Source organism: Microbacterium sp. NPDC091676 (assembly GCF_044756645.1).
Classification (GTDB): domain Bacteria; phylum Actinomycetota; class Actinomycetes; order Actinomycetales; family Microbacteriaceae; genus Microbacterium; species Microbacterium paraoxydans_D.
Map to the genome: position 1 here is coordinate 1755615 of NZ_JBIVTI010000001.1, position 23835 is coordinate 1779449.

24 protein-coding genes are annotated in these 23835 nt (G+C 70.5%); 10 read left to right on the plus strand and 14 right to left on the minus strand.

Features of this window, described 5'->3' with window-relative positions; translation table 11 throughout:
• Positions 1-15 precede the first annotated feature (15 nt).
• From ACIQID_RS08620 to ACIQID_RS08630, 3 genes are all read right to left on the minus strand, one after another.
• Positions 16-831 (minus strand): GntR family transcriptional regulator, encoded by an 816-nt coding sequence (locus tag ACIQID_RS08620; protein WP_312673920.1) that lies wholly within the window; start codon positions 829-831, stop codon positions 16-18.
• Positions 832-1171: 340 nt separating this feature from the next.
• Positions 1172-2335 (minus strand): acyl-CoA dehydrogenase family protein, encoded by a 1164-nt coding sequence (locus ACIQID_RS08625; protein ID WP_025104683.1) that lies wholly within the window; start codon positions 2333-2335, stop codon positions 1172-1174.
• A gap of 164 nt (positions 2336-2499) precedes the next feature.
• Entirely contained in the window at positions 2500-3429 is a 930-nt protein-coding gene (locus ACIQID_RS08630; RefSeq protein ID WP_400283844.1) for a M15 family metallopeptidase, read from the minus strand.
• Positions 3430-3503: 74 nt separating this feature from the next.
• Here ACIQID_RS08630 and ACIQID_RS08635 point away from each other — a divergent pair, with 74 nt between their 5' ends.
• Both ACIQID_RS08635 and ACIQID_RS08640 read left to right on the plus strand, forming a co-directional pair.
• On the plus strand, positions 3504-4598 hold the full coding sequence (locus ACIQID_RS08635) for an Rv2578c family radical SAM protein (protein WP_312673922.1): 1095 nt from the start codon (positions 3504-3506) through the stop codon (positions 4596-4598).
• A 43-nt stretch (positions 4599-4641) separates the two neighbouring features.
• Entirely contained in the window at positions 4642-5181 is a 540-nt protein-coding gene (locus tag ACIQID_RS08640) for a YaeQ family protein (RefSeq protein WP_400283848.1), read from the plus strand.
• A gap of 67 nt (positions 5182-5248) precedes the next feature.
• Here ACIQID_RS08640 and ACIQID_RS08645 read toward each other — a convergent pair whose 3' ends face one another.
• Entirely contained in the window at positions 5249-7315 is a 2067-nt protein-coding gene (locus ACIQID_RS08645) for a DEAD/DEAH box helicase (protein ID WP_400283851.1), read from the minus strand.
• Positions 7316-7588: 273 nt separating this feature from the next.
• Between ACIQID_RS08645 and ACIQID_RS08650 the strand changes: the two genes are divergently transcribed.
• On the plus strand, positions 7589-8485 hold the full coding sequence (locus ACIQID_RS08650) for an aldose 1-epimerase family protein (protein WP_400283854.1): 897 nt from the start codon (positions 7589-7591) through the stop codon (positions 8483-8485).
• 96 nt (positions 8486-8581) lie between these two features.
• Here ACIQID_RS08650 and ACIQID_RS08655 read toward each other — a convergent pair whose 3' ends face one another.
• The 4 genes from ACIQID_RS08655 to ACIQID_RS08670 form a co-directional block, all read right to left on the minus strand.
• A complete protein-coding gene (locus tag ACIQID_RS08655; protein ID WP_400283857.1) occupies positions 8582-11722 on the minus strand; it encodes an efflux RND transporter permease subunit in 3141 nt (1046 codons plus the stop codon).
• A gap of 16 nt (positions 11723-11738) precedes the next feature.
• Complete coding sequence (locus tag ACIQID_RS08660; protein WP_400283860.1) at positions 11739-12326, minus strand: TetR/AcrR family transcriptional regulator; 588 nt, start codon at positions 12324-12326, stop codon at positions 11739-11741.
• 175 nt (positions 12327-12501) lie between these two features.
• Positions 12502-12861, minus strand: a complete 360-nt coding sequence (locus ACIQID_RS08665; RefSeq protein ID WP_400283863.1) for a fluoride efflux transporter FluC — start codon at positions 12859-12861, stop codon at positions 12502-12504.
• A complete protein-coding gene (locus ACIQID_RS08670; RefSeq protein ID WP_400283866.1) occupies positions 12858-13232 on the minus strand; it encodes a fluoride efflux transporter FluC in 375 nt (124 codons plus the stop codon). Before ACIQID_RS08670 ends, ACIQID_RS08665 begins: the two co-directional genes overlap by 4 nt.
• 87 nt (positions 13233-13319) lie before the next feature.
• On the opposite strand from ACIQID_RS08670, the gene ACIQID_RS08675 reads away from it, so the two are divergent.
• Positions 13320-14849: an FAD-dependent oxidoreductase gene (locus tag ACIQID_RS08675; protein WP_312673931.1), complete on the plus strand. Its 1530-nt coding sequence runs from the start codon at positions 13320-13322 to the stop codon at positions 14847-14849.
• A gap of 1 nt (position 14850) precedes the next feature.
• On the opposite strand, the gene ACIQID_RS08680 is transcribed toward ACIQID_RS08675, so the two are convergent.
• The 3 genes from ACIQID_RS08680 to ACIQID_RS08690 all read right to left on the minus strand — a co-directional run bounded on the left by ACIQID_RS08680 (position 14851) and on the right by ACIQID_RS08690 (position 16974).
• On the minus strand, positions 14851-15657 hold the full coding sequence (locus ACIQID_RS08680; RefSeq protein WP_312673933.1) for a nitroreductase family protein: 807 nt from the start codon (positions 15655-15657) through the stop codon (positions 14851-14853).
• A gap of 4 nt (positions 15658-15661) precedes the next feature.
• Positions 15662-16030, minus strand: a complete 369-nt coding sequence (locus tag ACIQID_RS08685; RefSeq protein WP_312673935.1) for a hypothetical protein — start codon at positions 16028-16030, stop codon at positions 15662-15664.
• 113 nt (positions 16031-16143) lie between these two features.
• Entirely contained in the window at positions 16144-16974 is an 831-nt protein-coding gene (locus tag ACIQID_RS08690) for a MerR family transcriptional regulator (protein ID WP_400283871.1), read from the minus strand.
• A gap of 211 nt (positions 16975-17185) precedes the next feature.
• On the opposite strand from ACIQID_RS08690, the gene ACIQID_RS08695 reads away from it, so the two are divergent.
• Together ACIQID_RS08695 and ACIQID_RS08700 are read left to right on the plus strand one after the other, a co-directional pair.
• On the plus strand, positions 17186-18025 hold the full coding sequence (locus tag ACIQID_RS08695; protein WP_025104702.1) for a DUF4097 family beta strand repeat-containing protein: 840 nt from the start codon (positions 17186-17188) through the stop codon (positions 18023-18025).
• Positions 18022-18648, plus strand: a complete 627-nt coding sequence (locus ACIQID_RS08700; RefSeq protein ID WP_400283874.1) for a PadR family transcriptional regulator — start codon at positions 18022-18024, stop codon at positions 18646-18648. The genes ACIQID_RS08695 and ACIQID_RS08700 overlap by 4 nt, the downstream gene beginning before the upstream one ends.
• A 63-nt stretch (positions 18649-18711) precedes the next feature.
• Here the strand turns inward: ACIQID_RS08700 and ACIQID_RS08705 are convergent, their stop codons facing one another.
• A complete protein-coding gene (locus ACIQID_RS08705; protein ID WP_025104704.1) occupies positions 18712-19254 on the minus strand; it encodes a universal stress protein in 543 nt (180 codons plus the stop codon).
• A gap of 149 nt (positions 19255-19403) precedes the next feature.
• On the opposite strand from ACIQID_RS08705, the gene ACIQID_RS08710 reads away from it, so the two are divergent.
• From ACIQID_RS08710 to ACIQID_RS08725, 4 genes are all read left to right on the plus strand, one after another.
• Positions 19404-19595: a DUF3073 domain-containing protein gene (locus ACIQID_RS08710; RefSeq protein WP_025104705.1), complete on the plus strand. Its 192-nt coding sequence runs from the start codon at positions 19404-19406 to the stop codon at positions 19593-19595.
• A 290-nt stretch (positions 19596-19885) separates the two neighbouring features.
• On the plus strand, positions 19886-21199 hold the full coding sequence (locus ACIQID_RS08715; RefSeq protein ID WP_400283878.1) for an ABC transporter substrate-binding protein: 1314 nt from the start codon (positions 19886-19888) through the stop codon (positions 21197-21199).
• Between the two features lie 89 nt (positions 21200-21288).
• A complete protein-coding gene (locus ACIQID_RS08720; RefSeq protein ID WP_400283881.1) occupies positions 21289-22263 on the plus strand; it encodes a carbohydrate ABC transporter permease in 975 nt (324 codons plus the stop codon).
• Positions 22260-23180, plus strand: coding sequence for a carbohydrate ABC transporter permease (locus ACIQID_RS08725; protein ID WP_400283884.1), 921 nt, complete (start codon positions 22260-22262; stop codon positions 23178-23180). Before ACIQID_RS08720 ends, ACIQID_RS08725 begins: the two co-directional genes overlap by 4 nt.
• Here ACIQID_RS08725 and ACIQID_RS08730 read toward each other — a convergent pair.
• Both ACIQID_RS08730 and ACIQID_RS08735 read right to left on the minus strand, forming a co-directional pair.
• Entirely contained in the window at positions 23170-23562 is a 393-nt protein-coding gene (locus tag ACIQID_RS08730; protein ID WP_400283887.1) for a type II toxin-antitoxin system VapC family toxin, read from the minus strand. The two genes, ACIQID_RS08725 and ACIQID_RS08730, sit on opposite strands and share 11 nt — an antisense overlap.
• Positions 23559-23792: a FitA-like ribbon-helix-helix domain-containing protein gene (locus ACIQID_RS08735; RefSeq protein WP_071327784.1), complete on the minus strand. Its 234-nt coding sequence runs from the start codon at positions 23790-23792 to the stop codon at positions 23559-23561. Before ACIQID_RS08735 ends, ACIQID_RS08730 begins: the two co-directional genes overlap by 4 nt.
• Positions 23793-23835: the final 43 nt, after the last annotated feature.

The window sequence follows — 23835 nt, forward strand, 5'->3', positions numbered from 1 at the left end:
GGGACGGGGAAGGGGTCAGCGGAGCGCGGCCGGGTACCGGCCGGAAGCGGTCTCGTTCGAGATGCCGGCCGCGTCGAAGCCGGTGTCGACGCTCACGCGCAGACGGTCGGTCCGCACGGAGGCGCGGGAGATGTCGATGGGCTGCCCGCTCTGGTCGTAGGCGACGGCCTCGACCACGACGATCGGATGCCCCGGCTCGACCTCGAGCAGTCCCGCGAGCATCCGGTCGGCCGAGACGGCCTCGATCGTGCGGTGCATGCGCGCGATCCGCACGCCGCTGACGCGGGAGATCGCCGCGTAGAGGCTGGCCCGGGGGTCGCGGAGGTCGGGAAGGACGCCGACGAACCGCGTCGGCAGGTAGTTGATCACGTGGACGGCCGTGCGGGCGCCGACGGCGCGCACGCGCTCCAGCACGAAGCCCATGCCGTCGGGCGAGTCGCGGCCGACCACCGCGGCGGCCCAGGACGGCAACGGTTCGATCCCTCCGCGTAGGATCTCGGAGCTCAGGGCGCTGCGTCCGTCCTCGCTGTACTCGCCGAGCAGGCTCGGCGCGGAGGGCAGCGTCCAGGCGGACGGCCCCTGCGCACGCTCGACGAACGCGCCCTTGCCCTGCTGCCGGGAGATGATCCCGGCGCTCTCGAGACGGGACAGCGCATCGCGGACGGAGGTCCGGGAGGCGGCGAAGTGCGCGCGCAGCTCGCTCTCGCTCGGCAGGCGGTCCCCGGGCGCCCAGGCACCCTGGGCGATCTGCCCCTCGACGGCGCGCATGATCTGGAACCAGATCGGAGCCGTCGACGTACGGTCGAGCTGCGGCAGGGTGAGCGTGGACATTCCGGCCTCTTCGGTGAGCGGGTGCGAGGACGTCTGCGTCCTCGAGCCGGACGTTGCCTGTCCGGACATGTATCGATCATGGACCAGCACATGTATCCCCTGAAGAGACAAGTCAGAAGAAAGTCGACCCTCTGTCCGAGCGCCGGATTATTCGCTCACCATCAGGCTTTTCTGCACGGAGCTGCGATCCTGGGACCGGCGCACCGTGCGGCCGGCCGCCCCCGCCGACGCCACTCGTCGATACAAGTGGGTCGCACTCCTCCGCCCCCAGACGGAAAACGCACCCTCGGAAAGTCCCGAGGGTGCGTTTCTCCTGCGGCCCGCCGCGCGGGCCCCGGCGTCAGCGCTTGCCGGCGATCTGACGCCCGACGATCTCGCGCATGATCTCGTTCGTGCCGCCGTAGATGCGGTGCACGCGGGCGTCGAGGAAGGCCCGGGCGATGGGGTACTCCGTGATGTAGCCGTAGCCGCCGTGGAGCTGGACCCCGGCGTCGAGCACCTCCCACTCGCGCTCGGTGGCCCAGAACTTGACCTTCGCGGCCTCCTCGGCCGAGAGCCTGCCGTCCTTGTACGCCAGGAGCGCGCGGTCGATGAAGGCCCACAGCGCGTCGACCGTGGCGGACATGTCGGCGATGGTGAAGCGGCTGTTCTGGAAGTCGATGATGCGCTCCCCGAAGGCCTCGCGGTCCTTCGTGTACGCGACGGTCCAGTCGAGCGCGGCCTGTGCGGCGGCGGCTCCGGCCACGCCGATCGAGAGGCGCTCGAGCGGGAGGTTCATCATGAGCTGGATGAAGCCCTTGCCCTCGACGCCGCCGATGAGGTTCTCCTCGGGCACGAACACGTCGCTGAACGACAGCTCGGCGGTGTCGTGACCGTGGAAGCCCATCTTCGAGAGCTTCTTGCCGTTGTCGAACCCCTCCATGCCCTTCTCGATGAGGACGAGGCTGAACGCGTCGGGCCGGTTGCCCTCGCCCGTCTTGACGAAGGTCACGACGAGGTCGGCGGTCGCGCCCGACGAGATGAACGTCTTGGCGCCGTTGACGAGATAGCCGCCGTCGACCTTCTTCGCCGTGGTCTTGATGCCGCGGAGGTCGGAGCCGGCCCCGGGCTCGGTCATGGCGAGAGCACCGACGACCTCGCCGGTGGCCATGCGGGGCAGCCACTTCTCCTTCTGCTCCTGCGTGCCCATGTGCACGAGGTACGGCACGGCCAGGTCGTCCTGGATGCCGAAGGCTCCGGCGAGCGACCCCGCTCCGGCCGCGATGACCTCTTCGTTCACGATCGCGCGGAAGCGGTAGTCCTGCAGCATCCCGGCGCCGCCGAACTCCTCGGGCACGGAGAGCCCGATGATGCCCGCCTCACCGGCGGCGCGCATCGTGGCGCGGTCCACCTCGCCGGCGGCATCCCACTTCTCGATAGCCTCGTGCGTGACGTGGCGCTTGACGAAGTCCTTGACGAGGTCGCGGAAGGCCTCGTGATCCTCTTCGTAGATGTCGCGTTCCATGCCGTCCTCCCGAACGTGTCGTGCGTCGTTGCTCCGGCGAGTCTACGGCGGGAACACGGGGCGGGACAGGCGATTGTGAGAATGCATCCCATCACGGGTGGGACTGGGTATCGCATTTGTGGGATGCCTCAGAGCACGCCGAGCGGCACCGCGGACGCGCGCGATCAGTGCTCGTAGTCGGGAGCGGCGGGCAGGCCGAAGAACTCCTCGAGAGTGTGGAAACCCCCCTCGTGGTACGCCGCCGCGAGCTCCGTGCCGACGTAGCGCAGGTGCCAGGGCTCCGGCGCGTACCCGGTGACGGGGGTGCCGACCTGCTCGTAGCGCACGATGAACCCGTACTCCCAGGCGTGCGCGGCCACCCACTCGCTCTGCCGCGTCGCCCCGAAGCCGTCGAGACCGCCGCACCCGGCATCGCAGGCGACGACGTCGAGGGCGAGACCGGTCTGATGCTCGCTGTGGCCTGGGCGCGCCGAGCCGGCATCCGCGTCGGCCTGCCCCTGGTCCCGCACGTGGGCGCCGTAGGTCGCGACCTGGAGCCCGTAGGAACGGTAGCCGTTGTTCGCGCCGAGGCGCCCGACACCCGCGGCCGCCGCGGCCTCCGCCATGCGCCCGACTGCGTCGGCGACCTCCGCGCGCACGCGGCCCGACGGCGTCGTCATCTGCAGCGGCACCTGGCCCAGTTCCGCGGGCTCGTAGACGGCCGGGTCGAGCGGACGCCCCTTGTTGACCACCACCCAGATCCGGGCGGGATCGCTGAGTGACACACAGGGCGCGTTCCCGGCGACCACCGCGTCACGGAACCGCGCGCCGCCGCCGAAAGCCGCGACGGTGGCGGCGTCGTCCCCCGCCGCGATCGCGTCCCGGACGGCGGCGTCCGCGCAGGGGTCCGCCGCGGGCGTGGCGGCGTTCTCGACGGTCGGCACCTGCATCACGGCGACCGGTCGCGGCATGTCCTCCGACGCCGCCGGCGTCGCGGCCGCACCGGTGAGGGAGAGCAGCACGCCGAGGGCGGTCACCGCGAGCCCGACCGGGAGGGCGGGGCCGACGATCGGGGAGCGCGGCGCCGCATGCTGAGCGTACGGCGAGGAGGGCATGCGCCCATTCTTCCATTCGAACATTGCTGCCACACTCGCTTGACTTCGCTTCGGTTGTTTGTTCGAATAGGACGATGCGGTGGCAGGGACAGAAGCTCGCGGACAGCGACGAGGCGGCGCTGCCCGGCCTCGAGAACCGGTCCAGCGTCCTCCGCACCGTGACCACGCCGGAGTTCGCCGGCATGACGTTCCACGAGGTGCTGTCGAAGTCCGCCCTGAATCATGTCCCCGGGGCGTCGCGCATGCCCTTCGCCTGGACGATCAACCCCTACCGCGGCTGCTCGCACGCCTGCACGTACTGCTTCGCGCGGGGCACGCACGAGTACCTCGACCTCGACGGCGGTGCCGACTTCGACACCCAGATCGTCGTCAAGGTCAACGTCGTCGACGTGCTGGAGCGGGAGCTGCGCCGCGGGAGCTGGCAGCACGAGACGGTCGCCCTCGGCACGAACACCGACCCGTACCAGCGGGCCGAGGGGCGCTACGCCCTCATGCCCGGCATCATCGAAGCGCTGGCCGCCTCCGGGACCCCGATGTCGATCCTCACGAAGGGCACGCTGATCCGCCGCGACATCCCGCTGCTGAAGAAGGCCGCCAGGCGCGTGCCGGTCGACGTGCAGATGTCGATCGCGATGTACGACGACGCGCTGCAGAAGGCGATCGAGCCGGGCGCCCCGACCACGCAGGCCCGCCTCGACACGGTGCGCGCGCTCGCCGACGCCGGGTTCCCGGTGACGGTGTTCCTCATGCCGATCATGCCGCACCTCACCGACTCCCTCGCCGCGATCGACGACGCGCTCCGCCGCATCAAGGCCGCCGGAGCGCGGAGCGTGATCTACGGGGCCCTGCACCTGCGCCCCGGCGTCAAGCCGTGGTTCTTCCAGTGGCTCGGCGAGAACCGTCCCGACCTCGTGTCGTCGTATCGGGGCCTCTATCCCGGAGCGTCGGTCGAGGCGCCGAAGCCGTATCGGCAGTGGCTCGCCAAGCGCGCTCGTCCCCTCATCCGGATGCACGGGCTCGACGGCCGGCACGAAGACGACTATCCGCGGCGCGGGTTCCGCCCCGGGCAGGGGCATGTGCAGACGGAGACACCGGCGGCCGGACCGGTGATGTTCACGCCGAGCGGTCGCGCGGCAGCCGCCACCCCGCCGCAGCCGATGCTGTTCTGACCCGGTCGGCCGGAGGGCGCAGCTCCGCGTAGGCTCGAGGATCATGGCGATCGGTTCGACAGTCCACACGTTCGAGATGCAGCTCGCCGACACCGATCGCGGGGTCTACGAAGACGTCTCGCTCCGCGTCGCCCGGCATCCCTCCGAGACCGACGCGTACATGCTCACGCGGGTGCTCGCCTACGGGCTCGAGTTCGCGGAGGGCATCTCGTTCGGCGGCAGCGTCTCCGACACCGAGGAGCCCGCGGTGCTCGTGCGCGACCTCACGGGCCGGGTCACCGTCTGGATCGAGGTGGGCGCTCCCGATGCCGCGCGGCTGCATCACGCCTCCCGCCTCGCGGACCGGACCGTGGTCTACACGCACCGCGATCCGGCCAAGGTCATGGCGCCGTGGGCCGACAAGCGCATCCACCGTTCCGAGGACATCCGGGTCTACAGCTTCGATCCCGGGTTCGTAGACACGGCCACGCCCCACCTCGCCCGCCGCAACACCCTGACCCTCACGGTCACCGAGCGCGTCCTCTACCTCGACCTCAACGGCACCGCCCTCACGACGTCCCTCCACGAGCACACTCTCCCCTGACCCCGGTGCAGAGTGCGAAAAGGCCCCGGAGACCGAAATCTCCGGGGCCTTTCTGATCCCGAACGGGTCAGGAAGTGAGCTCGGCGGCGGACGGCACGCGCCCGGCGATCTCCTCGATCACGTCGTCGTCCAGGCGGGCCTGCTCGAACGGGGCCTCGATCTCGGCGCGACCGAGCAGCTCGGTCATCCGGCGCTGACGCTGCCGCGTGATGAGCGTGACGACCCGGCCCGAGCGCCCCGCGCGACCCGTGCGACCGGAGCGGTGCAGATATGTCTTGTACTCGTCCGGCGCGTCGGCCTGGACCACGAGGTCGATGTCGTCGACGTGGATGCCGCGCGCGGCGACGTCGGTGGCCACGAGGACGTTCACCCGACCCGAGGTCAGCTTCTCCAGGTTGCGCGTGCGCTTGGCCTGGTTGAGGTCGCCGTGCAGCGAGACGGCCGGGATCCCCGCGTCGTCGAACTGGTCGGCCAGCATCTCGGCGTAGGCGCGCGTACGAGCGAAGACGAGCGTCTTGCCCTCGCGGTCGACGAGCGACGTGAGGATGTCCGCCTTGTCGCGGTGCTCGATCACGAGGACCCGGTGCTCGATGGTGCTGGAGCCCTGGTCTTCGCCCGCGACCTCGAACACGGCGGGGTCGACGAGGAACTCGTCCACCAGCGCCGCGACCTCGCGGTCGAGGGTCGCGGAGAACAGGAGCTTCTGGCTGCCCTCGGCCGTGCGGCGGAGGATGCGCTGCACGGGCTCGACGAATCCGAGCTCGCACATGTGGTCGGCCTCATCGAGCACCGCGATGCGGCAGTCGGACAGGTCGAGCTTGCCCTGGTTCATCAGATCCTCGACACGACCGGGGGTGCCGATGACGATGTCGACGCCCTTCTTCAGCGCGCCCACCTGGCGACCCTGGGGCACACCGCCGTAGATCTGCGTCGTGAAGAGGCCGACACTGCGGGCGATCGGCTGGATGGTCCGGTCGATCTGCAGCGCGAGCTCGCGCGTCGGAGCGAGGATGATCGCGCGCGGCGCACGGCCGAACTCGCGACGCTTGCCCGCCTGCGACTGCAGCACCCGCTCGACGAGCGGTGCCCCGAAGGCGATGGTCTTGCCGGAACCCGTGCGTCCGCGGGCGAGCACGTCGCGCCCCTCGAGGACGGCCGGGATGCTCGCCGCCTGGATCGGGAACGGCGTCGCGGCGCCCATGTTGTTCAGGGTCTCGGTGATGTTGGAGCCCAGGCCGAGGTCGGCGAAGGTGATGCCCTCGACCTCGACGGCCTGCACGGCCTGTGCCTCGAGGCGCTCGTGGACGACGTCGTCGGCCTGCTCGAACGCCGCCTTCGGCTTCGCGTTCCAGTCGCTGCGGGTCGGACGCTCGTCGCGACGGGGACGCTCGTCCCGACGCGGACGCTCGGTGCGGTAGGCCCCTCCGGTCGACGGACGCTCGCGTCCGCCCTCGAAGGAACGCTGCGTGCGGTCGCGGTCGAAGGCACGGCGCGCACGGGCGGCGTCGTACGAACGCTCGGTTCCCTGGTCGTTGCCGCGGGTGCGGTCGCCGCCGCGGTCGTCGCGCCGCGGACGGTCGTCGCGGTCGAAGCGGGGACGCTCGTTCCGGCGGTCGTCGAAGCGCGGGCGTCCGCCGTCGCGGTGGTCGCCGTCGCGGAACCCCTGTCGCTGCGAGCCGCCGCGGTCGTCGCGCCGCGGACGGTCGTCGAAGCGGCCGGCCCCTGCGCGGTCGTTGTACCGCGGGCGCTCGGCGCGGTCGTCGAACCGGCCGCCCCCGGCGCGGTCGTCGCGGCGGTGCGGAGCCTCGCGACGCCCGGACTCCGCACGGTTGCGGATGCTGCGGGCCTCGTCGCGACCGGCGCGCTCCTGGGCGTTCCAGCGGCGCTTCGGAGCACCGGACTCGGTCTCCTCCGGGCGGTAGCCACGGTGTCCGGGGCTGCGGCTCCCGGGGCGACGGTCGTGACCGCCGGTCGCGCGACCCTCGCGGTCGTCGCGCGCGGGACGCTCGTCGCGGGCCGTGTCCCGACCGCCGGCCGGACGGTGGCGGTCGTGGAAGGAGGTCTTCTTGGCGCCGTAGCGCGGCTCGAAGTTCGCGGCGGCGCGACCGCCGCGGGGCTTGTGGTTCTTGGGCATTCGGGTGTCCTTCTTGCGTTCTCGCACGAGAACAGCGCTGCGCGCACGCGCGAGCACTCCGATCCAGCGGAGTCCGGACGATCTGCGGCCGGGGCCATTCCTGTGATGGTTGATTCGCGTCGATCGACGCGCACCATCGGCCCCTGGACTCACACTTCACACACTGAAAAACGTCCGCGCCCTGCGCGGGTGTCCGAAGCCGACCCACCCAGTGTACCCGTCGACCCTGGGAGACCCCCGCACTCGGGCGGCCTGCGGCACTACGATGTCGAGGTGAACTCCGTCTCTCCCACTGGCACCCAGGTCCACCTCCGCCTCGGCGACGTGACCGCGCAGATCGCCCAGGTCGGCGCCTCTCTCCGTGCCCTCCGGATCGGCGAGGTCGATCTCATCTCCCCGTATCCGCTCGACATCCCGACGCCGTCGTGCTCGGGCGTGGTGCTGACGCCCTGGCCCAACCGGGTGCGCGACGGCCGCTGGGACGACGAGGGCACCGCGCGCCAGCTCGCGATCACCGAGCCGAAGACGGACAACGCCAGTCACGGCCTGCTGCGCTTCACGGCGTATGCGATCGAGCAGACGGAAGGAGCCGCGACGCTGCGGGCGACCGTCTTCCCGCAGACCGGCTATCCGTACCTGATCGAGACGGCCGTCTCCTACGTCCTCACCGCTGACGGCATCGCGGTCACGCACACGCTCACCAACTGGTCCGACTCCCCCGCACCCGTCGCGGTCGGCACGCATCCTTTCCCGACGATCGGCGACGTCGACCCGCACGACCTCGTCCTCCGCGTGCCCGCCCGCACCGCCTTCGAGACGGACGACCGCATGCTCCCGATCGGCACCCGTCCCGCCGATCCCGGTCTGCGCGACGGCGTCCGCGTCGGCGACGTCTCTCTCGACACCGGATTCACCGACCTCGAGCGCGACGCGGACGGCCGGGTGCGGCACACCCTCACCGCGCCCGACGGACGGACCGTCACGCTCTGGCAGGGCGAAGGCTTCGACTTCGTGCAGGTGTACACGGCGACGAACTATCCCGGCACCCCGCTCGCCGTCGCGATCGAGCCGATGACCGCCCCGGCTGATGCGCTCAACAGCGGCCGCGGCCTGCGTCGCCTGGCCCCCGGCGAGACCTGGACGCTGGAGTGGGGTCTGTCCTTCGCCTGACCGCGATCCGCACCGCCGGAGCACGCACACGGAAAGGCCCCGATCCTCGTCTCGCCGACGGGACCGGGGCCTTTCCCCTGCGTTCGGGACGCGCGACTACTCGCCCTGGTTCTCGCGCAGCTCCCGCCGGCTGACCGGCGTGCCGTCCGCGTGGGCCGCGACGAGGGCGGCGTCGTCGTGCTGCTCGCCCTTCCGCGCCCGGCGGCGTTCCCGCGCCCCCTCGACGAGGTTGTACAGAGTCGGCAGCACGATGAGCGTCAGCACCGTGGAGGAGACGAGTCCGCCGATCACCACGATGGCCAGCGGCTGCGAGATGAAGCCGCCGTGCCCGGTGATCCCCAGCGCCATCGGGGTGAGGGCGAGGATCGTGGCGAGCGCGGTCATGAGGATCGGACGCAGACGCTTCTCCCCTCCCGCCATCACGGCCTCCGCGGTCGACAGCCCCTTCTCCCGGTACTGGTTGACGAGGTCGACGAGCACGATCGCGTTCGTCACCACGATGCCGATGAGCATCAGCACGCCGATCAGCGAGGCCACGCCGAGCGGCACGCCCGTGACGATCTGCAGCAGGATGGCACCGGTCGCCGCGAACGGCACCGAGATCAGCAGCAGCAGGGGCTGGCGCAGCGACTTGAACGTCGCCACCATCACCACGTAGACGATGAGGATCGCGGCGAGCATGGCCAGGCCGAGCTGCGCGAACGAATCGGCCTGCTGCGAGGCGACGCCGCCGACCTCGGCCGAGGCGCCGTCCGGCAGGTCCGCCGCGGCGAGCGCCTCGGTGACCGACTGGGTGGCGACCGCGAGGTTGTCCGATGCGGGCGGCACGGTGACGGTCGCGGTGCGGCGTCCCTGCTCGGTGGTGATCGAGGTGGGACCGTTGCGCTGCTCGACCGTCGCGATGTCCTGCAGCGGCACGATGCCGGCCGCGGTGGGGATCGCGAGCTGCTGGAGGGCGGCGACGGTCGTCGGCGGCTCGGGGTTGACGAGGTACACGGTGAGGGCGGTGTCGTCGATCTCGACCGAGCCGATCTGCTGCGGACGCATCGTGTTCGACACGATCGACCCGACCGCGACCTCGGACAGCCCGACCTGGGCGGCGGCCTCGCGGTCCACGACCACGGCGATGTACGGCAGCGCCTCGGCGAGGTTGTCGGTCACCTGCCCGATGCCCTCGCGGCCGTCGAGCTCGTCCACCACGGCGGAGGTGGCGGTGGCGAGGTCGTCACCGCTCGCGGCCGACACGGTGATCTCGATGTCGCTGGAGCCGAAGCCGGCGGACGCCGCGACGGTGACCTCGCCGGCCTCGTCGCCGAGGCCGTCGATCGCGTCCTGCACCTCGGCGCGAAGCTTCTCCTGGTCGGCGTCGCCGTCGGTGAGGACGGAGTAGGTGATCCCGGCGCCGCCGGAGAACGCGTCGCGCAGCGCGGAGCCGCTCGACCCGATGGAGGCCTGCACGTGCTCGATGCCGTCGATGTCGAGGAGGGCCTCCTCGACGGGGACGGCGGCGTCGGACTTCGCCTGCAGGCTCGCCGTCGGCCCGAGGTCCTGCGTCACGGTCATGGTGTTCTGACCGGAGTCGCTGAGGAAGTTCACCTTCATCAGGGGGGCGGCGGCGAGCGTCCCGGCGAGGACCACCACCGCGAGCGCGACCGTGATGCCCGAGTGCTTCAGCGTCCAGCCGAGGATGGGGCGGTAGCCGCGCTGCAGCCTCGTCGGCGGGGCGGCCGGGTCCTCCGGGTCGATCGCGTTCCCCTGGTCGTCGAGGAGCGGCTTGCCGGGCTTGAGGAACCAGTACGCGAGCACCGGGACGATCGTCAGGGCCACGAAGAGCGACGCGACCATGGCGATGGTGACCGTCATCGCGAACGGACGGAACAGCTCGCCCACCATGTCGCCCACGAACACGATCGGCAGGAACACCGCCACGGTCGTGATGGTCGACGCGGTGATGGCGGCGGCGACCTCGCGCACGGCGAGACGGATCGCGTCGCCCTTGTCCGCGTCGCCCACGTAGTGGCGCTTGATGTTCTCGATCACCACGATGGAGTCGTCGACCACGCGGCCGATCGCGATCGTGAGCGCCCCGAGGGTCAGCACGTTGAGGGAGTAGCCGAACGCCTGCAGCCCGATGAAGGTGATGAGGACCGAGGTCGGGATCGAGATCGCGGTGACCAGGGTCGAGCGCACCGACATGAGGAACACGAGGATCACGAGCACGGCCATCACGAGGCCGAGCAGACCCTCCGTGGCGAGGGTGTCGATGGACTGCACGATGAACGGCGCCTGGTCGAACACGACCGTGAACTCCGCGTCCGGAAGCGCCTCCCCGATCTCGTCGAGGGCCGCGATGACCCCCTGCGAGACCTCGACCGTGTTGGCGGCGGGGAGCTTCGTGATGGAGATCGACAGGGCGTCCTCGCCGTCGACGCGGGAGATCGAGGTCACCGGGTCGGACACCTGCTCCACCGTCGCGACGTCGCCGATGGTGACCGCGGTGCCGACGAGCGGCAGGGCGGCGATCTCGTCGACCGAGGTGATCTTCGCTCCGGTCTGCACCGTGAGGGTCTCGTCGTCCTCGGTGATCTCGCCGCCGGGGAACAGGGTGCCGTTCTGCTGGAGTGCCGTGCTGATCGCCTCGCTGCTCTGTCCGGCGGCGGCGAGCTTCGCGAGGTCGGGGGTGATGGTGATGCGCTGTCCGACGCCGCCGACGATCTCGGCCGCGTTCACCCCGTCGACGTCCTCCAGATCGGGGATCGCGACGCTCTCGAGCTGCGCCTGGGCGTTGTCCGCGTCGTCGAAGCCGGTGACCGCCACCTGGATCACCGGGAAGTCGTCGATCGAGACCGAGAGCACCTGCGGCGTGACGTCCTCCGGGAGCTGCGAGGAGATGCGGTTGATCGCCTGCTGGATCTTCTGCTCCGCGGTCGCGAGGTTCGTGCCGTACGAGAACATCGCCTGCACGATGGACGCATTGGTCGTGCTCGTCGCGGTCGTGGACTCCAGGTCGGGCACGCCCTGGATGGCCGACTCGATCGGCGTCGAGACGTCGTTCTCGACCACCTCGGGCGAGGCGCCGGGGTACGTGGTCATGACCACGAGCGCCGGCAGCTCGAGGGACGGGATGAGCTCCTGCTTGAGGTTGGTCAGCGCGAGCCCGCCGAACACCGCGGCGACGATCGTCACGAGCGCGATGAGGGCGCGGTTCTTCAGGCTGAGGATGGCGAGTTTCGACAAGGCGGGGTCCTCGGTGTCAGGGGGTGGCGGTCGCTGCGGATGGGAGGGAGAGAGGTTCTCCGAGGATCCGCGCCAGTGCGAATTCGAGGAAGGACTGTTCGAGATCGACGTCGCGGATCTGCGTGCTCCACATGACGCCGTCGATGAAGATCATCGCCGCTCGGGCCCGGTCGGCGCCATAGGTCGGCTCCAGGAGGTCGACGAGGCGGTCGGACAGGTGACGCGCGAGCTCGCGCAGACGCGGATCGTGGACGGCTGCCGTGACGACGGCGCGATCCGCCTGCACGGCGTGTCCGTCGTGGATGCTGTCGTACACGAGCGCGGCGATGACGTCGGCCCCGGCCCCGCGCTCGGCGAGGGTCTGCCGCACCCCGTCGAGCCGGCATTCGATCTCGTCCGCGAGGGCCCGGAAGGCGGCGCCGCGCAGGTCGTCGAGGGTGTCGAAGTACTGGGTGGTCGCCCCGAGCGGCACTCCGGCGCGGGCGGCGACCATGCGGTGCGTGATGGCGTCGGCCCCGACCTCGACGATCAGCTCGGCGGTCGCGGTGACGATCTCCCGGCGGCGCGCTTCGGGATCACGTCGCCGACGCGCGCTCTCCGCCATCGCTCACCCCCTGGACATCCGTACATGTACGTTTGTACATTCGCTCCGATGTGAACTCCCTGGGAGCCCCGACGCTGTTCACCCTCTCTCCCGGGTGCGGGCTCGATTCCGCGCCCCGCGCGCCCACTCGCGGCCCCTTTTCGCACCCACACGGGGCCGGAGGAGCGGCATAGAGCTACAGCGCAGAGCCCAGCGCCAGACCCAGTCCCGCGGCGAGAAGACCGAGCACGAGCATGCCGACCGCGTCGAACACCGCGGCGCCGCGCTCGCCGTCCCGCCACAGCGCGACCGCATCGAGCATCGCGGTGCTGAAGGTCGTGTACCCCCCGAGCAGACCGGCCCCGAACACGAAGGCCGCGTCGGGCAGCGCCGTCGTCACGAGCCCCAACGCGAAGGAACCGGTGAGGTTGACGATGAGGATCCCCCACGGGAACCGTCGGCCGACGAGCCGGGCGACGCCGAGGTCGACGAGATAGCGCAGAACGGCGCCGACGCCCCCGGCGAGCGCGGCCGCGAGGAACAGCACCGGACTCACGACGCCCCTCCCCGGCGCGGGCGTCCCAGGCGGAGCCCTGCCGCGGCCGCGAGAAGACCGAGGACGAGGCTGCCCACGGCATACGCGGCGGCGAGGAGCGGAGCCGACCCCCACAGGGCCAGCGTCCCGGTCATGAAGGCGCTGTAGGTCGTGAAGCCGCCGAGGACGCCGGTGCCCAGCAGCAGCCGCAGCTCCGCGGAGGCCGGGAGCCGCGCCGCCACGACACCGATGAGCACGGCTCCGAGCACGTTCGCGAGCAGCACCGCGAGGGGGAACCCGCCCGGGTCGTCGACGACGAGCCCGAGGCCCAGACGCGCTGCGGTGCCGAGCGTGCCGCCGAGCGCGACGAGCAGGACACGACGGAGACTCACGCTGGCCACTGTAGTCGCCGCATGACAGCGCGATCGTCGGATGTCAAGGCGTTGGGGTGGGGGCGGGGAGAGGCGTTGACTGTCGGCATGAAGCCCCTCTGGAAGGTCGACCAGGACGCACCCCACGGCACTGCCTTCGATCCCGGCGCGCAGCACGACGTGCTGATCGTGGGGGCGGGCCTCACCGGCCTCTCCACCGCGGTGCTCCTGACCCGCGCCGGACTCGACGTCGTGGTCGTCGATGCGGGGGACGTGGCGGAGCTGTCGACGGGGGGCAACACCGGCAAGCTCTCCCTGCTCCAGGGGCAGCAGCTCGCCACGATCCGCGCGCACCATCCGGCGGCGCTCGTCCAGGCGTACGTCGATGCCAACCGGGCCGGCATGGAGTGGCTCACCGGTTTCGCCGACACCGCCGGCCTGAGTTACACCGAGCGCACGGACCACACCTACGCCCAGGGCCCGGACGGGCTCGAGGCGGTCAGGGACCAGCATGCCGCCGCGCGGGAGGCGGGACTGCCGACGCGTCTGCTCACCGCGGGAGAGCTGTCGACGCCGTTCCCCGTCGCGGGCGCGGTCGCGCTCGATTCCCAGGTGACGATCGACCCGGTCGCCGTCGCCGACGCGCTCGCGAAGGAGTTCCTCGCCGGCGGTGGCACGCTGCACACCGGCGTCCGCGTGATCGGCGCGCACGCCCTTCCGGAGCCCCGGGTGGAGACCACGGCCGGGCCGATGTTCGCCGAGCACATCGTCCTCGCGACCGGAACCCCGATCCTCGACCGCGGTCTGTACTTCTCCAAGGTCGCCGGGATGCGGTCGTACTGCGTCTCGTTCCGGGTCTCCGGCGGTGTGCCGGAGGGGACGTTCATCTCCGCCGACGGCCCCACCCGGTCGATCCGTCCGGTCTCCGCCGCCGACGGCCCGGCCGGCACGGCGCAGCTCGTCGTCGGCGGCAACGGTCATCCGGTCGGTCGCTCGGACGGCGAGAGCGCGGCGATCGACGACCTCGTCGCCTGGACCCGTCTGCACTTCCCGGACGCGGAGGAGACGCACCGCTGGTCTGCGCAGGACTACCAGTCGCACAACCTGATCCCCTTCGTCGGCGCTCTGCCGCGCGGCCTCGGGCGCATCCGCATCGCCACCGGGTACGCGAAGTGGGGGCTGTCGAACGCGCCTGCCGCGGCCCTGCGGCTCACGGAGGAGATCATCGGGACGAAGCGCCGCGAGCGTCCGTCCTGGATGCTGCGCCTCGGCACCCGACTCACCGTCCCCGCCGATCTCGCGCGCGGCGCCGTCGAGGGCGCGAAGGTGGCGGCCGCCGCCACGAAGGGCTGGGTCGAGGCCGAGACCACGCCGGTCCCCGTGCCGCAGCCCGCGGAGGGCGAGGGCGTCGTGGCGAATCGCGGCGGTCGCCCGGTCGCCATCTCCACGGTGGACGGCGTGACCCGAGCGGTCAGCGCGGTGTGCCCGCACCTCGGCGGCATCCTCGACTGGAACGACGCCGAGTGCACGTGGGACTGCCCGCTGCACGCGTCGCGGTTCGCCGCGGACGGTACCCGCATCGAGGGTCCGGCACTGAAGGACCTCCCTGAGATGCCGCGGACGGCCGGCGGCTCCTGACTCAGGACCGGGTCGGCGGCGCGTCCCAGCCCTGCTGCGGGCTGTCGCAGTCCTCGCGGAACACGTACTGCGACACGAGCTTGCGCTGACTGCTGGACCAGTCGATCGCCGGGCGACGCTGCTCCGGCGGCAGGTAGCCCAGCCGGTAGACGGCCATGAGCTCCAGGTCGTCGGGCACCCGCAGCAGCCGCACGATCTCGTCCCAGCGCCCCGGCACCTCCATCGGGAACGAGATGAACTGGATGCCCATGCCCAGCTCGACCGTGGTCAGCCAGACGTTCTCCATGGCCGCGCCCATGCTGAACACGGAGTAGAACGACGACAGCTGCCCTGGCCGGTACTCGCTGCGGTCGAGCATGACGCCCAGGAGCAGCGGCGATCCGGCGACGAGCTTGCGGTTCTCCGAGCCCAGGGTCTTCGGCACCCCGAACGTGTTCATCAGGGTCTGGCCGCGCTTGGTGAACACCTGCGACGTGAAGGGCCGAAGCGGCGCGGGGAGCTTGTCGAACAGCATGCCGCTGCGCTTCTCCTCCATCTCCTCCTGACTGAAGCGGAAGTACGGCTTGTACCGCTCGAAGAACGTGCCGTTCGACATGGCCTCCGTCATGCTCTCGCCGGAGATGCGCGCGATCTCGTCGATCGTGTCCCTGTTCTCGATCACGACGAAGCGCCACGGCTGGCTGTTGAGCTGCGAGGGTGCGCGACCGGCTGCTTCCAGGAGGATGCGCTGGTGCTCCTCGGAGACCGGGTCGGGCAGGAACGCTCCGTTGGTGGTCTTGCGGCGGCGGATGGCGTCAAGGAGTTCCATACGGTCACTTCCGGTCGGAGGGGAGGCGCGAGACCACGAGGCCCGCGAGGACGAAGGGGGCTGCCGTGAGGGCGACGAGCGGGTGCCGCCGGGTGTGCGTCCCGGCGTAGGGGATCGCGGCCAGGGGGACGGCGGCGGGGAGGAGGGCCAGGGCGGCGCGACGGGTGCGCGGCGTGCGGGTGGCGAGGCCCCCGATGACGGCGAGGGCGGTCGTCGCGCAGGTGAGGATGTAGAGGGCATGGTGCACCCAGCGGAAGCGGCGCGTGTCGATGAGCCGCGCGGCCACCGCGAGCCCGAGGGCGCAGTTCGCCGCATAGGCCGTCGCCGCCGCCGCGAAGGCTCCGGCTGCGGGGCGGTCGTCGGGCTCGCGCATGGCACGACCCTACGCCCTCCCCTCCTCCCCCGATCCACCCCCTTGCGTGCGAGCCACCCCCTTGAGTACGACCGCAGCGGGGTGGGTCGCACGCAAGGGGGTGGCTCGACGGATCAGAGGGAGGCTTCCGCGTAGATGCGGAGCGCGTCGCGGACGAACTCCGCGCCGTGCGTCCCACCCGCGGACGTCGCGTAGTTCGCGCCGAAACGGGGGTCCGCGACGTACATCTCGCCGAGTCCGATGACGTAGGCCTGGGCTACGGGGTCCGGCCCCTGCCGGAGCGCGGCGGCCGGAGTGCCGGGGATGCCCGTGAGCCAGGCCACGTGACGGCGCGCCAGCTCCTGCGCCTCGGCGGACGCGGGATCGATACCGCTCTCCGCCGCGGCGATCCAGTCGCGTCCGAGGTCGGACACGCGCTGCTGCCACTCGGCACGCTCGGCGTCGGTCATCCCTCGCCACCAGCGGTCGCCGTCGGCGTAGGCCTTCTTCCCCCAACGGTCCTCGACCTCCTGCTTGTACTGCGTGTGGTCGAAGCCGTCGAACATGTTCTCTGCCATGAGGTTCTCACCTCCTCTCAATGCCGTGATGGTGGATTCGACCGACGCGATCTGCCGCGCCAGCCTGGTCTGCTCCTCGCGCAGAAGCGCGAGGTGGGTCTCGAGCGCCGACGCCTCCGCCGCCCGGGTCCCTGAGCCTCCGCCCTGGGTCCCTGAGCCTGTCGAAGGGCCCAGCACCTCACCGATCTGCGGGAGTCCGAGCCCGAGCTCCCGCAGCAGGAGGATCCGCTGCAACCGCACGAGCGCCGCCGCGTCGTAGTGCCGGTACCCGTTGGCGGCGATCCGCGACGGCGGCAGCAGCCCGATGTCGTCGTAGTGCCGCAGCGTCCGGCTCGTCGTCCCCGCCAGTCGCGCGATCTCCTGGATCGACCAGTCCCGCTCACTCATCCCGCCTCCTTCCTGTCCTTCCCCTCCACGGTAGAAGTTGCCGTTACGTCAAGGTCAACCCCGTTCGAATCGCCCGATTGGCCCTATTTCCGGCCGAAACGGGACCAATCAGGCGATTCGAAGGAAAGGGGGGTGACGGGATCGAGATATATCGTGTTATCGTGACGGCAACACGATATATCGTGAATCCCTCGACACAGGAGAAGCAGACATGACCGAGAAGTGGCTCATCGCCCCCGGCGAGGAACGCGTCATCGACATCGCCTCCGCGACCCGGCTCAAGGTAGGCCTCGTCGGCGGACAGGTCGACGTCATCGCCCACGACGAACCCGGCATCCGGATCGAGGTGCACGGCGTCACCACGAAGGACCTCCGGATCGAGTCCCGCGACGGCGAGGTCGAGATCGACCACCCGCAGCTCGGCTGGGACAACTTCCTCGAGGTGTTCCGGAACTTCGGCTCCGGCGGCCCGCGCGCCGAGGTGAGCGTGGCCGTCCCGCGCAGCATCGCCCTGACCCTCGGCGTCGTGAGCGCCGGCGCCCTCGTCTCGGGCATCCGCAACGACACCCGTCTCAACACGGTGTCCGGCGACATCATCGTCGACACCCTCATCGGCGACCTCAGCGTGAACTCGGTCTCCGGCGACGTGCAGATCCGCAACCTCACCGGCTCGCTCAGCGCCAACAGCGTCTCCGGCGACGTGGCCGTCACGGGAGCCATCCGCAAGGCCACGGTCGACATCGTCTCCGGCGCGACGCTGGTGGACGCGGCGGGCGACGTCAACACGATCACCGTGAACTCGGTGTCCGGCGGCACCACGGTCCGGCTCGACGAGTCCCTCGCGGCGAACTACGTCATCCGTTCACTCAGCGGCCGTCTCCTCATCGACGGCGTCGAGCGCAGCTCGTCCGGTCCGAGCACCTACAACGGCACCACCGGTGAGCTCGCGGGACGCTTCGTCGACCTCCGTGCCAACTCCGTCTCCGGAGGGGTGACGGTCCTCCGCCGCGCTCCGCAGACGATCGAGAACGACCCGGAGTGGGAAGCATGAGTCCCGCGGTCTTCTCCCACGGCGACCTGCGGCTGTACCTGCTGTCGCTTCTCGCGGAGTCCCCGCAGCACGGCTACGGCATCATCCAGTCCCTCACGGATCGGACCGGCGGCACGTACACGCCGAGCGCCGGCACGATCTACCCGCGCCTGGCGAAGCTCGAGGAGGAGGGGCTCGTCACGAAGACCGTCGACGGACGCACGACGATCTACGCGATCACCGAGGCCGGACGCGCCGAGCTGGCCTCGCGCCAGAGCGACCTCGCCGACATCGAGGCGGGCATCACCGACACCGTCCGCCTCATCGCCAACGAGGTGCGCCAGAGCGTGCAGGAGGCGATGAAGAGCCTTCGCGCCGATCTGGCGACGGCCACCGAGGACGACAGAGCGGCGGCGAAGAACAAGCCGCGCACCGCGAGCGAGGATGCACGGCTGACCAGCCGCGAGGAGCTCCACCGGGCTGACGCGATCGTGAACGCCTTCCGCGCCCGCGTCCGCACCGCCCTGCGCACTCACGTCGCCCAGGGCGGCGTCCTCCCGTCGTCGGTGGTCACTGACCTCGAGAACGCGCTGGACCAGGCCGCCCGCAGCGTGACGGTGGCGCTGAGTCAGCCGGATTCCTGAGGCCCCCGAGGTACGGCACGAGGCCCCGTCGACATCCGTCGGCGGGGCCTCGTCGTGTGCGGATCACTCCGGCCAGATCTCCTTCTGCTCGTCCGGCACGGACTCCCCCAGAGGGACGACGAGCACGGAGCGATGCTGGCGATGCGCCAGCCGCGCGGCGACGGAGCCGGTGAAGAACTCCCGGATGGACTCGCCGATGCCGCGCTTGCGGGTGCCGACCACGATGAGCTGCGCGTCGAGCTTGTTGGCGAGCTGCTTGATGGCCAGCGCCGGGTCGCCGACGAGCTGCCGCGCCGTCCAGGTGACGCCCTTCCCGTCGAGCATGGTGGCCGCAGCCGCCTCGACGGCCTCGAACTCGGCGGCCCCCGCGTCGAAGTTGATGTCGATGGGAGCGGAGTGCACGTAGCCGTCCGGATCCTCATAGGTGACGAAGCGCGTGATGTCGACGTGGGCGACCACGAGCGGGGCGTTCAGCAGCCGGGCGAAGCGGACCGCCTCGTCGAGAACGTGCGGGTCCTGGTCGAGCTGCATCCCGACGATCACGGCCTTCTGCAGAGCGGCGTTCTGCGTGGCCTCATCGGACGGAGTGGAGGTGCTGTCGGTCATGGAGATCGCTCCCTTCGCCGGCCTGGCCGCGGCCAGGGTCTGTTCCCCGCGTGCTATCCTGAATGCTACTCTTACCGGCCTCGAGCCGGTGTCGTGAATGACTCGGGCGCCTGTCTGCCCGCAGCTTAACTCGTGAGGGGGTCTCAGGCATGGGCCGTGGCCGTCAGAAGGCGAAGCACACCAAGATCGCCCGCGAACTCAAGGCGTACAGTCCGTCGGTGAACTACTCGGCGCTGGAGCGCGAGCTCGCGCACTCGAGCGACTCCGACGAAGACGCCTACGTCGACAAGTGGGCCGACGAGTACGCGGACGAAGACGAAGACGAACTAGAGAAGGCGTAGCCCTTCGGTTCGGAACACCCGCACGGCTCGTGCGGGTGTTTCGTCGTTCCCGGGCGCCTGCGGGCGGGCCGCATCGCGCGCTGCCGCGACCACGCCTGCCGTCCGGAACCCGACGCCTCTGCGATGTCAGCGCTCCCTCGACACGAGTGGAATGCGTCACTATGCCGCTGATCCGCGTCTTGTGAGCGCAAACATTTTCTGATTTGATGTGCATGTGATCGACGGCGCACCCTCGCCGCGTCCCCGCTTCGGGCGATCCGCAGGAACATGACCTCAAAGAGGAGAACAGCATGGCACCCACCTCACGCACCCCCCGCGTCGCCGCGGTCGTCGCCCTCGGCGCGGTGTCGGCGTTCGGACTCGCGGCCTGCGCGCCGGCCGCATCCGGGGGCGGCGACGCCGGCGGTGAGCCCGTCACCATCGAGTACATGCACCGCCTCCCCGACGGCGAGGGCATGACCACGGTCGCGGAGATCGTCGACCGCTGGAACGAGGAGCACCCCGACATCCAGGTCAAGGCCACGAAGTTCGACGGCAAGGCCAGCGACATGATCCTCAAGCTCGAGACCGACATCAAGGCCGGGAACGGCCCGTGCCTCGCGCAGACCGGATACTCCGAGGTGCCGCAGCTCTACGTGAAGGGGCTGCTGGAGGACGTCGCCGCGGAGGCCGAGAAGTACGAGGACCACTACTCGGCCGGAGCGTTCAGCGGCATGCGGGTCGGCGACGCCATCGTGGGCCTCCCGCAGGACACCGGACCCCTCGTCTACTTCTACAACACCGCGGAGTTCGAGGCGCTCGGCCTCGACGCCCCGACCACGCTCGACGAGCTGACCGCCGCCTCCGCGACGGCCGCGGCCGCCGGCAAGTTCGTCACCGCCTTCACTCCGGACGAGGCGCAGAACTGGCTCTCCGGACAGGCCGCTGCCGCCGGAGACACCTGGTTCTCCACCGAGGGCGAGGAGTGGAAGGTGGACGCCGAAGGCGCCGGCTCGGAGCGGGTCGCCGCCTTCTGGCAGGGTCTGCTCGACGGCAAGCAGACGCTCGCGACCGAGCGCTGGGGCGAGGGCTTCACGGCGGCGCTGAACGACGGCAGCCTCATCGGCCACGTCGGCGCGGCGTGGGAGGCCGGCTTCCTCCTCGACTCCCTGGACGGCACTCCGGCCGAGGGGCAGTGGCGCGTCGCCCAGCTCCCCGACTTCGGCGCCGGGGCGATGACCGGCCCCGACGGCGGCTCCGGCGTCTCGGTCATGAAGGGCTGCGAGAACCCCGAGGCCGCCATGGAGTTCAACGACTGGTTCAACACGCAGGTCGACGACCTCGCCTCCCAGGGCCTCGTCGTCGCCGCGAAGGGTGAGGTGGAGACGCCCGAGAAGATGCTGCGTCAGTTCGGCGGTCAGGATGTGCTGGCCGAGCTCGGCACCGCCACCGGGAACCTCAACCCCGACTTCCCCTACGCCCCCGGCTTCTCGACCCTGGCGAACATGAACGAGACGGCCGCCGCGGCCGCCGCCGGCACGGCCTCGGTCGCCGACATCTTCACGACGGCGCAGGACACGGCGGTCGCGTCGCTCAAGGACCTCGGCCTCCCGGTCGCGGAATGACCGGACCGGACGGCATCATCGGATGAACGACGGCGGAGTGCACGGGCGATCGTGCACTCCGCCGTCGTCGTGAGAGCGAGAGGCACATCATGGCCACAGTGACCGAGACGAGGGCAGCGGCGCCGCTCCCTCCCGCGCGCCGCCCCGTCGCCCCGTCGACCAGGCGATCGCGGATCCGAAGGGAGGGGCTGACCGGGTGGCTGTTCATGGCGCCGTTCGCGCTGCTGTTCGCCATCGTCTTCCTCATCCCGATCATCGTGTCGGTCCGGTCGTCGTTCTTCGCGCAGGTGCCCGCCGGCGGCGGCCTGTACGGCGGCGGCGAGCTCGTCGACACCTTCGTCGGCCTCGACAACTTCGCCGCGGCGGCGACGGACGGCGCCTTCTGGGCCGGCATGGGACGGGTCGTGCTCTACGCGGCCTTCCAGATCCCGGTCATGATCATCGCGGCCCTCGCCCTGGCCCTGCTGCTGGACTCGTTCATCGTGCGGCGCCCCGCCCTGTTCCGCCTCGCCTTCTTCCTCCCGTACGCGGTCCCCGGCATCATCGCGGCGATGATGTGGCTCTACCTGTACACGCCCGAGGTGTCGCCCTTCCTGCCGTATCTGCCGGAGGGGACCGACCTCATGTCGCCGCAGACGATCCTCTTCTCGATGGCGAACATGACGACGTGGACGTACACGGGCTACAACATGCTCATCTTCCTCAGCGCCCTGCAGGCCATCCCCCGCGACCTCTACGAGGCCGCCCGCCTGGACGGCGCGACCGGATTCCAGATCGCGACCCGCATCAAGGTGCCGCTCGTGCGCGGTGCCGCCCTTCTGGCCGTGCTGCTGTCGATCATCGGCACGATCCAGCTGTTCAACGAGCCGGTCATCCTGGAAGCCGCGAACTCCTGGATGGGCAAGGACTTCACGCCGATGATGCTCACCTACAACACGATGATGGGCGAGCTGTCGCCGTCGGGCAGCGGTCCGGCGTCGGCGTACTCGCTGCTCATGGCCGGCATCGCGGGTGTGCTCGCGATCGTGTACGCACTGCTCCAGCGGCGGAAGGGCGACGCATGACCACCACACGACTCGTCACCGTGGCTCCGCCGGCGAAGCGGCGCTCAAGCAGGCCGCAGGCGGCGGACGCCCCTCCTCCTTCGATCGCCCCGGGCCCCGCCGCGCGCACGTTCGGCATCATCGCCCTCGTCGTCGCCACGCTGTACTTCCTCGTGCCGGTGTTCTGGCTCGTGGTCGCGTCGACGAAGAACAACACCGACCTCACGTCGACGTTCGGCTTCTGGTTTGCCGAGCCGAACCTCGCCGCCAACTACGACAGCCTCATGGGCTGGACGCAGGGCCTGTTCTGGCGCTGGGTCGGCAACTCCCTGTTCTACTCGCTCAGCGCCGGGGTCATCGGCACGCTGTTCGCCGTGATGGCCGGCTACGCGATCGCCAAGTTCGCCTTCCCCGGGAAGAAGCTCGCGGTCGGCATCATCATGGCGGGGCTCCTGCTGCCCGTCGCCCTGCTCACGGTGCCGCTGTACATCGAGTTCCAGGCGCTCGGCCTCACGAACACGGTGTGGGCGATCATCATCCCCTCGGCGGTCTCGCCGTTCGGCGTCTTCCTCGGCATGGTCTATGCACAGTCGTCGGTGCCGACGGAGCTGCTGGAGGCCGCCCGCATCGACGGCGCCGGTGAGGCCCGGATCTTCTTCACGATCGTGCTGCGGCTGCTGGGCCCCGCGATGGTGACGATCTTCCTGTTCATCTTCGTGGCCACGTGGAACAACTTCCTCCTCCCGCTCATGATGATCTCCAGCCCCGACCTCAAGCCGGTCACGCTCGGCCTCTACGGCATGATGAGCTATTTCTCCCCCGACAAGGGCGCCGTCATGCTCGGGGCGCTGCTCGGCGTGATCCCGCTCATCGCCCTGTTCTTCACGCTGCAGAAGTACTGGCGCTCCGGTCTCGCCGCCGGCGCCGTCAAAGGCTAGGCACCTCGACCGCGCACAGACCGGAGGCCGCCCGCGCGAGCCTCCGGTCGTGCGTGAGGAGCGGGCAGCCGAACACCGCGGCGAGCGCAACGTACGCGGCGTCGTAGGCGGTGAGGTTCGCCCGCAGCGCGAGGATCCGCGGCACCAGCGGGAGCGTCGGATGCAAATCGACCGGGAGGCAGGCGAGGTCGCCGGCCGCGGATTCGAGCGCCGCGGCGTCGAGGACACCGCCGCGTTCGAGCCCCCGCAGAGCGCTGGCCACCTCCACCGGCAACAGCTCCGGGGCAAGCAGAAACTCGTCCTCCAGCCGCGACCCCAGGACACCGGTCGACGTTCCGGCGCAGACCAGGTCGACGACGATCGAGGCGTCGACGACGATCACCGCCCGGCACGCCCCTCGTGCACGGCGGCGACGATGCTCTCCGGGGTGAGCGCGGTCATCTCCGGCTGCCGCGCTCGTCGGCTCAGGAACTCCGAAAGCGTCGGGCGCGAGGCGAGGCGGGCGAGCTCCGTCGACAGATACTGCTGAAGCGACTGTCCTCGCTCGCGCGCGCGTGCGGCGAGCACGGAATGCACGCCCGGATCGAGGTCGCGGATGAGGACGTTCGGCATGCTTACAGTATGCATTTACGGCTCCTTTCGTGACTACCCCTCG